Origin of the sequence: Chlorobium sp., from assembly GCF_036528655.1 — a bacterium.
Lineage (GTDB): Bacteria > Bacteroidota > Chlorobiia > Chlorobiales > Chlorobiaceae > Chlorobium.
Genome location: NZ_JAIGND010000003.1, coordinates 87,883 through 100,306 on the forward strand (window position 1 = coordinate 87,883; position 12,424 = coordinate 100,306).

General features: G+C 56.1%; 9 protein-coding genes. 5 read left to right on the plus strand and 4 right to left on the minus strand.

The features are described 5' to 3' along the window. Position 1: 1 nt before the first annotated feature. On the minus strand, positions 2-673 hold the full coding sequence (locus tag K4305_RS00535) for an SDR family oxidoreductase (protein ID WP_331560368.1): 672 nt from the start codon (positions 671-673) through the stop codon (positions 2-4). A 94-nt stretch (positions 674-767) separates the two neighbouring features. Between K4305_RS00535 and mazG the strand changes: the two genes are divergently transcribed. Next, positions 768-1,598 (plus strand): nucleoside triphosphate pyrophosphohydrolase, encoded by an 831-nt coding sequence (gene mazG / locus K4305_RS00540; RefSeq protein WP_331560369.1) that lies wholly within the window; start codon positions 768-770, stop codon positions 1,596-1,598. On the opposite strand, the gene K4305_RS00545 is transcribed toward mazG, so the two are convergent. The 3 genes from K4305_RS00545 to K4305_RS00555 all read right to left on the minus strand — a co-directional run bounded on the left by K4305_RS00545 (position 1,480) and on the right by K4305_RS00555 (position 7,684). Continuing rightward, on the minus strand, positions 1,480-2,241 hold the full coding sequence (locus tag K4305_RS00545; RefSeq protein WP_331560370.1) for an alpha/beta hydrolase: 762 nt from the start codon (positions 2,239-2,241) through the stop codon (positions 1,480-1,482). The two genes, mazG and K4305_RS00545, sit on opposite strands and share 119 nt — an antisense overlap. A gap of 71 nt (positions 2,242-2,312) precedes the next feature. Further along, positions 2,313-5,612 (minus strand): maltose alpha-D-glucosyltransferase, encoded by a 3,300-nt coding sequence (treS, locus tag K4305_RS00550; protein WP_331560371.1) that lies wholly within the window; start codon positions 5,610-5,612, stop codon positions 2,313-2,315. A 56-nt stretch (positions 5,613-5,668) separates the two neighbouring features. Beyond that, positions 5,669-7,684, minus strand: a complete 2,016-nt coding sequence (locus K4305_RS00555) for an alpha-1,4-glucan--maltose-1-phosphate maltosyltransferase (RefSeq protein ID WP_331560372.1) — start codon at positions 7,682-7,684, stop codon at positions 5,669-5,671. Positions 7,685-7,955: 271 nt separating this feature from the next. On the opposite strand from K4305_RS00555, the gene prfB reads away from it, so the two are divergent. From prfB to K4305_RS00575, 4 genes are all read left to right on the plus strand, one after another. Beyond that, a protein-coding gene (gene prfB / locus K4305_RS00560) for a peptide chain release factor 2 (RefSeq protein ID WP_331560373.1) occupies positions 7,956-9,051 on the plus strand; the annotation gives its coding sequence in 2 pieces (ribosomal slippage) (positions 7,956-8,024 and positions 8,026-9,051; 1,095 coding nt in all). Positions 9,052-9,068: 17 nt separating this feature from the next. Then, positions 9,069-9,884 (plus strand): metallophosphoesterase, encoded by an 816-nt coding sequence (locus K4305_RS00565; protein WP_331560374.1) that lies wholly within the window; start codon positions 9,069-9,071, stop codon positions 9,882-9,884. Positions 9,885-9,896: 12 nt separating this feature from the next. Then, a complete protein-coding gene (locus K4305_RS00570) occupies positions 9,897-10,748 on the plus strand; it encodes a M23 family metallopeptidase (protein WP_331560375.1) in 852 nt (283 codons plus the stop codon). 305 nt (positions 10,749-11,053) lie between these two features. Further along, a complete protein-coding gene (locus K4305_RS00575) occupies positions 11,054-12,304 on the plus strand; it encodes an OmpA family protein (protein ID WP_331560376.1) in 1,251 nt (416 codons plus the stop codon). The last annotated feature ends 120 nt before the right edge of the window (positions 12,305-12,424 follow it).

Genomic DNA, 12,424 nt, shown 5'->3' on the forward strand with positions numbered 1-12,424 from the left:
GTTACAACGGGCGAACGACGATCTGATCGACAAGAATGTCGTCGGACAATTCGACAGTCTGGACGATGATCCTTGCGATCTGGTTCGGGTCCATGCGTTTCGGTGACGATATGCCTGCTCGGTCGAAAAAGGCGGTATCGGTGGAGCCGGGATTGATTGCACATACGCGGATGCCGTACTCGCGAAGCTCCTCCATGAGTGCCTCGGAAAAGCCGTTCAGACCGAATTTCGAGGCGCAGTAAGCCGTTCCGCCCTTGAATCCCCGCTTGCCTGCGACGGAAGAGACGTTCACGATAGTGCCGGAACGCTGCAGCTTCATCTGCGGTACGACCTCGCGAGTACAGAGAAAGGCTGCGGTCAGGTTGACGCCGATAACCGCTGCCCATGCTTCCGTCGTGAGCGTATCGATGTTGCCAAAAAGACCTGAGCCGGCATTGTTCACAAGCAGATCGATCTGCGAGGCTCCCTCCCGGATGGAGCGGAATGCATGCGAAATATCGCCGACAAGGGAGAGATCGGTCCGGATCCAGCGGAAGCTCTCATGCGAAAGCGTCGGCTCCCTGCGGCAGAGACCGTAGACTACTGCGCCTTTTTCAAGCAGAGTTTCGGAGATGCAGAGGCCGATTCCGGAACTCGCTCCGGTAACAACTGCGATACGGTTCTGGAGGTTCATGCCGGAATATGGTTGAATGTGACGGAAATCCGCTCTGACAATACAGCAGAAATATAGAGAAGAAATGGTAACTTTGGCACACAACTGACGGCAAATGACTGACCAGAGCAAAACCATGACCCAATCCATCGAATCGCTGAAAGCATCCATCCTGAATCCCGAATGCCGCGACCTCTGCGACCGTTTCCGGCGCGTGGTCAACCTGGTCAAGGTTTTACGCAGTGAGTGTCCATGGGACCGAAAACAGACAAAAGAGTCGCTGGCTCACCTGCTTCTGGAGGAGAGCTACGAACTGATTCACGCCATCGACGAAGGCGACGAAAGCGAACTGAAAAAAGAGCTTGGCGACCTTTTTCTGCACATCTGTTTCCAGGTTGTGCTTGCCGAAGAAGCGAACTCGTTCAAGTTCGAAGAGGTGTTCGACGCACTGTGCGAAAAGCTCATCAGCCGCCATCCCCACGTGTTCGGCAAAACCGTGGCTGAAACCGAACAGGCTGTGCTGAAGAACTGGGAGACGCTGAAAATGAAGGAAGGTCGTAAAAGCCTGCTCGACGGCGTTCCGAAAGCGATGTCGGAACTGCTTCGCGCTTACCGGGTGCAGAAAAAAGTTGCCGGAGTCGGCTTCGACTGGAAAACAGGCGACGAGGTGCTCGACAAACTTGCTGAAGAGATCGCCGAGCTGAAGAACGCAAAAACGTCAGAAGAGCGCGAGGACGAGTTCGGCGACCTGCTCTTCACCATCGTCAACTACAGCCGCTTCATCGGCGTGAACCCCGAGGATTCGCTCCGAAAGGCTACCGGCAAGTTCATGTCGCGTTTTGCCGTCCTGGAGCATGAGGTGCAGGCCTCGGGCCGCCCCTGGGAGGAATACAGTTCGGCAGATCTCGACGAGCTGTGGAACAAGGCGAAGAACGCTGATCGCTGAACTGCCCCAGAAACTCCCCCGCTCGCCGGAAATACTCCTCGTTTGCGCCGTGGCTGCCGGTGAAGGTAACGGCGCGACATGGCACTCCGGCATCGGCGAGCCTCGAAACATCACGCATGAATGCCGCTTCGGCAAAAAGCGGATCGCGTCTGCCGCGTGCGAAATGAACAAGTCCCATCCTGCCGAGCCCATCAAGTTCAGGTGGAATATCGCCGCCGAGCAGCATCACTGCGCAGACAGCGTGACGACCGAGTACGGCAGCGCGACTGGCCATGGCGGCCCCCTGGGAAAAGCCGTGCAGCACGAGCGGACCCGACGATCCGCAATGCCGCATCGCTTCGTCGAGGACCGCATCGACATAAGCCGCGTTCTCGACGATGCGCAGATCCCTCTGGTGTGAGGTCATCCAGCTTGCGCCGGACGCCCCTTTGGCGTTACGGAAACGATGGAGCGCTTCTATGGAGCAGAGAGACCAACCGGATGAACCGGCAATGGAGACAAGCCTCGTCATTTCGTCTTCAGCAGTTTCGCCGTATCCGTGGAACCCTGCAAACAGTGGCGCTGTAGCGGTTCCACTTGACGGACGGAACAGGTAACGCCCGTGAACGGCGGTTTGAAGAAGATGTATGGAAACATCGTTCATGGCGGAAGGTAAAAATCGTCGTCTGAGCGACAGACTGCGCGCACAGCCGCTCAGACGACGGTATAGCCGTGTTACGACTCGATAAGCTTCAGAATGCCGCGCATGGGAATGGCTGCCCAGTCGGGCCTGTTGTTCAGTTCGTAGTTCAACTCGTACACCGCCTTGTTCATGAGATACCCTCGCAACAGATGCTCGCGCTGCGCGGCCTCTTCGGGGATGATCTCATACCCTTTGGCCGCGCTGAAGTACGCGTCCACGAAATGCTGACCCACATAGTAGCTCCACCGTTCGGCCCACGGCTGAAGACGCAATACGTCCTCCTGCCGGATAACCGGATTGTTCTGCATGAGCACATTGAACGCCGCGTAATCGAACGAACGCATCATGCCGGCAACGTCGCGGAAAACCGAACGCTTGATCTTGCGCTCTGAGAGCGGCCGGGCCGGCTCGCCTTCAAAGTCTATGATCACGAAATCGTTGCCTGTATAGAGCACCTGACCGAGGTGATAATCGCCGTGAATGCGCACCTTGAGCGTATCAATCTTCTCTTCCCTGATAGGATCGAACTGCTGCAGAATCTTCTTCTGACCGGCAATGAGCTGTATGGCCAATTCAGCGCTCTCCCCGGTCATCGAACCCACTATCTCCTTCAGAAGAATCATGGCCCGCTTCACCTGCTCGCACATCGCCTGGTAGATGGAACGCTGGTAGAGGGTGGTGAATGGTTCGGGAGCAAACTCGAACTGATCGGTGATCGATGCAAGGGCGATATGCATCCCTGCCGTACGTTCGGCAAGCGTTTCAACCATGCCGAGCCATGTGCCGCCTATCAGCTCCTGCATGGCAGGCGGAATTGCAACCGGATTGCCGCTGAGCCCGGGAAGAGGGGGCAGCTCCATGCCGCACTGCATTTTCGAAAGTACATCTTCGTAATATCGCTGCACATAATCGAGCGACAGTTTCCATGCGTCCCCTTCATTGCGGACATAGTTCTGAAGGATACCGATGGAGTAACGGTTAGTCCGGTTCTGGACGTAGTCGAGCGTGCCGAGATAGTCGGGAAGATGCCTGAAAGTCGTTTTCTCCGTCAGAGCACGGCACATTTCAACTTCCGGGGAGATCCCCGTTTCGATTTTCCTGTAGAGTTTAAGACAGAGATCGTTCCGGTAGCGGACAGATGTATTGCTCTGTTCGTTGCCAAGCAGCTTCGGCTCGGACAAGGACGGCTCATCGAAACAGAACGCGTCGAACGCCTTGCCTTTAACGCCGCTGACGTTGCCGAGCTTGCCTTTCCATTCCGCGCAGCCTGTAACAAGATGGAAGAGATGTCCGAGAAAGCTCTGTTCATAAGTAGCGTCGCACAGGTACCCCTCTTCCTCGCCGATAGCGATTCTGGCGATCACACGCTTGTAGAAGTTATCGTCGCTCCGGCTTACCGAGGCTTCGGGCACGAAACAGACCGGCAGCTGGTAGCGTTCGTTCTCGCCGCTGGAGTAACTCACTTCCGTTATCAGCAGCTTGGCCCGATCCATACCCTCGACCGGAATGGTATCGACAATCGCGATGCGGATGATGGTTCTGGCCTTGCCGCCGAACCAGCGGCTGCAGGCGAAATAGTCGGGCAGTATGCGGGCTTCGAGATTCTCGCGGTTCTTTCCCGTGAAAAGACTCTGCCAGCGGGCAGGTTTGGCAAACGGCCTGTCGAGATAGTGCCGGCCTTCCGCTTCGCTGCTCTCCCGCACAAGCCTGAGCCAGAAGTAACCATAAGCTCCGAGCGCCACCATATACGGAGTCTGGCGGATTTTAGGAAACCGGTTAAGGCTGAACACCTCTTCAGGCACACATCCCTGATACTTCGACAGATCTATCGTCACAGCCTGTGCGTTTCGCGAAAGGTTGATGACGGCAAGCATGGTTTCGTCTTCGAAGGTGCGGGTAAAAATAAGCACTTTCGGGTTACTGACTTCGAGGAATTCGATGTTACCCCGGCTGAGCGATTTGTAGCGGCGCGCCGTCGATATGACATGGCGCATCCACCAGAGCAGCGAGTTCACGTTGCTCTCCTGCACCTCGACGTTCACCGCCTCGTAATGGTATTCGGGATCGATGATGACGGGCAGGAGAAGCTGCTGGGGATTGGCGCGCGAAAAGCCCGCGTTACGGTCCGAGTTCCACTGCATGGGAGTACGGACGCCGTCGCGGTCGCCAAGGTAGTAGTTGTCGCCCATGCCGATCTCGTCGCCGTAATAGAGCACGGGCGTTCCGGGAAGCGAAAGCAGCATGATATTCATCAGCTCGATGCGCCTCCGGTCGTTGGACATGAGCGGGGCAAGCCTGCGGCGGATGCCGAGGTTGATGCGGGCCTTCGGGTCGTTGGCATAAACGCGGCGCATGTAATCGCGCTCCTCGTCGGTCACCATCTCGAGCGTCAGCTCGTCGTGGTTGCGCAGAAAGGATGCCCACTGACAGCTTTCTGGAATTTCAGGGGTCTGGTCAAGAATGTCGAGAATCGGAAAGCGATCCTCGGTCGCAAGCGCCATATACATCCTCGGCATGAGCGGAAAATGGAAGTTCATATGGCACATGTCGCCCTTGCCCAGGTAAGCCGCGGAATCCTCCGGCCACTGGTTCGCTTCGGCAAGCAGCATCCGGTTGGGATACTTCTCATCCACATGCCTGCGCAGCTTGCGCAGGAACTCGAAGGTCTGCGGCAGGTTCTCGCAGTTGGTGCCTTCGGCCTCGTACAGGTAGGGCACGGCATCGAGGCGCAGACCATCGACGCCCATGCCGAGCCAGAAGTCGAGCACATCGAAGAGCGCCTTGTGTACCGCCGGGTTCTCGAAGTTCAGGTCTGGCTGGTGATGGAAGAACCGGTGCCAGAAATACTGTCCGGCAACCGGATCGTAGGTCCAGTTCGATGCCTCGAAATCCTGGAAAATAATGCGGGTTTCGCCGTACTTGTCCGGAGTATCGTTCCAGACGTAAAAATCACGTTCCGGAGAACCTTTCGGGGCGCGACGCGCCCGCTGGAACCATGAGTGCTGGTCGGAAGTGTGGTTCACCACCAGCTCGGTGATCACCTTGAGGCCCCGCTGATGGGCTTCGTCGAGAAACTCCCTGAAATCGGCGATCGTGCCGTAATCGGGGTTGACGGTCATATAATCGGCGATATCGTAGCCGTCGTCGCGGAGAGGAGAAGGGTAGAACGGAAGCAGCCAGATGGCGGTTACTCCAAGGCTTTCAAGATAGCCGAGCTTCTGGCGCAGGCCCTGGAAATCGCCGATGCCGTCGTTGTTGCTGTCGGCAAAAGTCTTGACATGCGCTTCGTAAATGATGGCGTCTTTGTACCAGAGCGGTTCGGGTTGATACATGGTTGATTCGTTAAAATCTGAAAATTTGATAATTGAAGAAATAACAAGTTCTCTCGTCACGACGTGAAACTCACCCTGAATATATGGGCAGGCATCACCGCCGGGTTCAGTTCGACGTAGTTCCACTCGCCGTGCCAATCGTAGCTCCTGCCGCCGAGCAGTTCTTCCACCCTGTAGTTGCTGTCGGAGGCGATACCGAACCGTTCGAGAGGAAAACGCAGCCATCCGCCCTGCGTGTTGGAATGATCGAGATTGACCACGCAGAGAATGATGTTCCGTTCATCCACGGAATGCTTGACGTACCCGATAAGCCAGTCGTGCTCGTGGTTAGCCGACGAATCGATGCGCACGAAAGTTATGTTCGAGGTCTGCTGCAATGCCGGATTCTCTTTTCTGATGCGGTTGACAAGCGCGATTTCCGCCCTGATGTTGCCGGGCCTGTCGAGATCCCAGCGTTTGATTTCGTACTTCTCCGAATCGAGGTACTCTTCCTTGCCCGGTGCGACGGGCAAATGCTCGCACAACTCGAAAGCCGGCCCGTACATGCCGTAGTTGGACGACATCGTAGCGGCAAGCACAAGACGAATGATGAATTTCGAGCGCCCTCCGGTCTGCAGCTCCTCATGCAGGATGTCAGGAGTGTTCGGCCAGAAGTTCGGACGCATGTAATACTTCAGCGGTGCCGAACTCAGCTCCCCGAGATACTCCTGCAGCTCCCATTTTGTATTGCGCCAGGTGAAATAGCTGTACGACTGCGTAAACCCTGTTTTCGCAAGCCGCTCCATCAGACGGGGACGGGTAAACGCTTCGGCAAGAAAGACGGTTTCGGGATGCTCTGCCTGAATGGTCGCAATGACCCATTCCCAGAAAGGAAATGCCTTGGTATGCGGGTTGTCCACTCTGAAAATGGTAACGCCGCTTTCGATCCAGAAAAGAAAAATGCTCCGCAGCTCTATCCAGAGATTCCGCCAGTCGGGCGTCTCGAAATCGATCGGCAGGATATCCTCGTACCGTTTCGGCGGGTTCTCGGCGAACTGCACGGTTCCGTCCGGCCGCCATTTGAACCACTGCGGATGCTCCCTTACATACGGATGGTCCGGCGAACACTGGAACGCGATGTCGAGCGCCACGGAAATGCCGTGACGTTCCGCCTCGGCAACGAAAGCGCGAAAATCCCCGATGGTGCCGAGTTCCGGATGCACCGATTTATGTCCGCCCTCCGGACTTCCGATAGCCCAGCAGCTGCCAGGTTCTTCGGGCGCCGCAACAAGCGCGTTGTTCTTTCCTTTCCGTTTTGTGACCCCTATCGGATGGATGGGGGGCAGATAGATGACATCGAAGCCCATGCCGGCAATGCGCGGCAGAAGATCCATGCACTCAAGGAAGGTTCCGTGAACTCCCGGCTCGCGCCCCCATGAACGGGGAAAAAATTCGTACCAGGTGCTGAATCCGGCTTTCGGGGTTTCGACCACATACCCGAGAACCCGGTCATACATGGTAGCGCAGGACTTGTCGGGATAACGGGCCATAAGTGTATCGAGTCCAGGCTCCATGGCCGCCTCGACTGCCGCATCCTGCTCCCCGGCAATCACCCGTTCCGCATATGCAGCAAGAAAACGCGCGTCATCGCCTTCAGCCCGTCCTGCGGCTTTCTCAATAAAGGCGGCTCCGATTCGCAGATCGAGCGAAACGTCCTGACCGGCTTCGACCTTTTTGACAAGCCCTTTCTTCCAGGTAAGGAAATGGTCGACCCAGGCTTCGATGGTATACTCGTACCGACCCGGTTTTCCGACCGTAAAAGAACCTTCCCAGCGGTCGTTGGCTTTGGGAAGCATAGGAAACCGCTTCCAGTCCGCATCTCCCTGCGACCTGCGGCAAAGCTCGGCGGAAACGGTATCGGCCCCATCGACAAAAATCGTCGCCTCGACCCTCAGCAACTCGCCTTCCACGCATTTGACCGGATATATTCCCCCATCGAGTTCGGGAGAGACCTGTTCGACGATAACCCTCTGTCGGCCGTCAAAAACAGCGGGAAGCAGATGCGGAAGCGCATGGCGGAATGTGTTGTTCATAATCGGATACTCAGGTTGGCAGACCGGATGGTACGGAACAGGCGGATTATGCCCCGTTTCCGGCAGCATTGTTCCAGCCTGATAGTTTTGAATGGAAAATATGAAGTTTTCGGCAGTATCGATAACAGTTTGCTCTATAGCCGCTGTTTGATTTCTCCGAAAAATAAATTTCCTTAGTTTTGCATTGTGATATGGGCACTTCGGAACACTCCGCAAGGCATATCACCGGAAAACCGACAGCATAACAGTAACCACGGATAAATAACGAACCATGTTCGAACCGCAAAAAGAACGACTGCAGGCCATACTGGAACGCCTGGAACAGTTACGGGGGTATCTTTGACGTCGATGAACGCAAGGAAAAAATCGACGATCTCGAAAAAATAACCGCCGATCCGGCATTCTGGAACGACCAGCAGCAAGCCAATAAAATCCTCAGGGAACTCAACGGGCACAAATCCTGGACCGAAGCGTACGACAAGCTTGACGCCGAAGCGAAAACATGCGCGGAGGAGCTTGAAATCGCCACGGAACTTGAGGATGATTCCTTTGCGGACGAACTCGCCGGCATCATAGCGAAACTCGACGAGGAGATCGGCAGACTCGAGTTCAGAAACATGCTCTCCAGCAAGGACGATCCCGGCAACGCCATGATCATCATCCACGCAGGCGCGGGTGGAACCGAAGCCCAGGACTGGGCAGAAATGCTCTACCGCATGTACATGCGCTGGGCCGAACGCAAAGGGTTCAAGGTGTTCACCGACGACTACCAGGAAGGGGACGGAGCAGGCATCAAAACCGCAACGCTTGAAATCATAGGCCCTTATGCCTACGGTTACATGAAAGCGGAAAACGGCGTTCACCGCCTCGTCAGGGTATCGCCTTACGACTCGAACGCACGGCGCCACACATCCTTCGCCAGCGTCTTCACCTACCCGGAAGCCCCGCCAGACGTCGAAATCGAGGTCAGAAAGGAGGATCTCGAACTATCGACCTTCCGCAGCGGCGGCAAAGGAGGACAGAACGTCAACAAGGTTGAAACCGCCGTACGCATCAAGCACGTACCCTCGGGCATCGTGGTCTCATGCCAGGAGGAGCGTTCGCAGTTCCAGAATCGCGAACGCGCCATGAAAATGCTCATGGCCCAGCTCTACCAGCGGCAGCGCGAAGAAGAAGAATCGAAGAAACGCGAGATCGAAGGCAAGAAAAAGAAAATCGAATGGGGCAGCCAGATCCGCAGCTACGTGCTTGACGACCGCCGCATCAAGGATCATCGCACCAACTACGAGCGCTTCGATGTAGAAACCGTGCTTGATGGCGACCTTGACGATTTCATGGAAAAATACCTTTCGGAATTCAGCGACTGAGCCGCAGGAATATACCCATGCGAATCGGCCTCATCAGCGACATCCATTTCGGCCTTGAAGAAGAACCCGCGGCAGCCTCCCCTGCCGCCGCGGAACTTCGTTCCTGCTTGAGCCATTTCAACCGTTGCCGGCCCGATTTCGTGCTGCAGCTCGGAGACCTCATCAACGGCAGCGACAACGCGGCTGCTGACGAACTTCGGCTTGCCTGCAGGATATTTGACACCTGCAAAGGCACTATCCGGCATGTGATCGGCAACCACGATCTTGCCGTACCGCGCGACGAACTGCTCCTGACGCTCGGTCTGCAATGCGCATACTACCGGTTCACTGCCGGTTCATACAGATTCATCGTTCTCGACGGTATGGATATATCTGTACATAACGAACCGGAAACCCCCTCCGACTGGGATATATTCGACAAAGCGCTTGCCGAACCATCCATGCACGACTATTGCGGAGCAGTGGGAGAACGGCAGAGGGAGTGGCTCTGCAGCTCCCTGCAGGCGGCGTCGGATAACGGCGAACCGGTCATTGTGGTCTGCCACTTTCCCCTGCACCCGGCAACGACCGACCCGAAACATGGCCTGCTCTGGAACCACAGGGAAATCAGGGAGATTCTTGCCGCATACCCGGCGGTCAAGGCCTCTCTCGGAGGCCACTTCCATCATGGCGGCCATACACTGGAGAATGGCATGCACTACATAGTGCTTCCGGCATTCATCAACCGCACGGAGCACCCGGGATACGCCTGTGCAGTCGCCGAGCTTCACCCCGACCGTCTGGTCATCAGCGGAAACGACAACGCTGTCCTGTACAATCTTGCATTAACCTGAACGCTTTCTGCCATGCGCGCGATCAGCTTACTCCTTTTAATCCTTGTCACCATAACCTTGCGGCATCCCGAAGCGCAAGCGTACGAGGAACCCTTGCAGGTCGATGTCCGGGAATCCGAAAGACAACAGGGGCAGTTTTTCACGGTCAGCGTAACCGGCAGTTCCGGCCAGCCGACGCTCTGGTTCATGGAACGGAGCTTCGCCATGTTCCGTCAGCCGGACAGCTCCTGGCGGGCGCTGGTGCCGGTCGAAAATCTCACCAACCCCGGAAGCTACGCACTTCTGGTGCGAACCGCATCCTTCGAGAGGAATATCCCCGTCCGGGTGACACCAAACAACCGTAAAATCCAGCATATCAGGCTCAATCCGACCAAAAAGGGAATAAGGGCCACCGAAACCGAAAAAACAAGGGTAAAAGCCGCGCTGCAGATCCAGACCACCGAAAAGCTCCACTCGGGAGTATTTCTGCGCCCTGCTCCAGGAAGAGTAAGCAGTCTCTTCGGACTGAAACGTTCCTATAACGGAGGACCGGTTACGAGCTATCATAAAGGCATCGACATCTCGGCGCCCCAGGGCACGCCCGTCAGAAGCACGGCTGCTGGCAGGGTTGTACTCGCTGGAACGGTCGCCGAAGGATTCCATCTGCACGGCAACACGGTCGTCATCGACCATGGCCAGGGGCTCACCGCCATTTACATGCACCTCCACACCATAGCCGTCAAAGAGGAACAAATCATCGACAAAGGAGCAGTGATCGGCACTGTCGGCCATACCGGCATATCAACCGCCCCCCATCTCCACTGGGGCACCTACCTTTACGGCACCAGCGTCGATCCGCTGCTGTTCCTTGACCATGAATACTGAACCGACGCTTTTCGGCATCAGCCGGATCCGGCCATAAACCCGTCCTATGACCACCTGAAAAAGATGGCATTGAAACGTCAGAAAATCAGGTTACATTGGAGATACGAACGCATACAACCCTGAAGTCGCACTTCATCAGCAGGGAGAGGCTTTGCCATGGGCACAGGCAACGACCGGCAACGTATCGGAAAACATGGCGCCCCGGCCCTCCCGGCCAACAGGCGCGCCAGAATATGCAAGACAGATCTTACACCCCGCCTTCATTTCCGGTTACATAACGTCATAACAACAGGAGGATAGCAATCATGGCATTGAATCTGCTGGAACTCGTCACCACCGGCCTCATGGGTGAACACGCCGGAAAAATCGCATCACTTCTCGGAGAAGAACGTTCAACGGTTACAGGCAGCCTCGGCGCAGTATCCGCATCTGTCCTTGCCGGCATCATCAACAAAGCGTCGACAACCGGCGGCGGACTTGACCTGTTGACGAAAATCAGGACAGGCAATCTTGACGACAGTTTCCTCAACACATTCGGCTCGAAGCTTTCCGGCGGAAAACGCACGGAAGACCTCCTGAAAACCGGCAGCGCACTGGTACCATTCCTCTTCGGCAGCAAACAGGAGCAGCTCTGCAAAGTCCTCGCTGCATCGACCGGCCTTGCAAAAACCTCGATACCCTCCCTGACGGGCATGATCGCTCTGTTCGTCATGAGCATCATCGGCAAACAGGCCGCATCGGACAACCTCGATTCCGAAGGCCTCGTACATATGCTGAACGCCCAGATATTCTCCGTGCAGCAGGCGGCACCTGCAGCACTCGCGCCAGTGCTCGGCCTGGTCAGCCTCTCGCAGCTTGGAGGCATGCCGCCATCCTTACCGACCGGCATTCCGGGCAATCCCGCCTCGTTCGCTAAAAGTCTCTGGCCTTTTCTTCTCGGCATAATCGCACTCGGCCTTTTCATGAAAACCTGCAGCCACCCTCAGGTAAAGGAGACTCCTCCTCCGGCAGCGGAGGTTGCTCCGGATACCGCAGCGGCAGCTCCGGATACCGCGACTGTCGCGCCTGACTCCGCCGCTGTCGCGGCAGACTCGCTCGGCGCCTTCGGCGAGTATGAACTGCCGAACGGCGTGAAGCTGAACATTCCGGAATTCGGCATAGAAAGGAAGCTGATTGCCTTCATCGAGGATGCGACGAAACCGGTCGGCAAAGAAACCTGGTACTCGTTCGATCGGCTCCTCTTCGATACCGGCAAGGCAACCCTGAAACCCGAATCGCAGGAACAGCTCGGCAATCTCAACGAAATCCTCAAGGCATTCCCCAATGTAGCGCTGAAATTCGGAGGCTACACGGATAATATCGGCGATCCTCAGGCAAACCTCGCGCTTTCAAAGGAACGCGCAGAAGCGGTGATGGCCGAAATCGTCAAGCTCGGCATCGACAACTCAAGACTCGAAGCCGAGGGTTACGGCGACCAGTTCCCGATTGCCGACAATGCAACGGAAGAAGGAAGACAGAAAAACAGGAGGGTCGATTGCAGGGTCACGAAAAAATGACCGAAATCATGTAATGAACAAGAGGCTCTCTCGGAAGCAAAACCAGGACAGCCTCTTGTTTCCGATCAACAATCTTTTCCGAAAAAAGAAACCCGGAAAACAGCCATTTCCCTTATAATA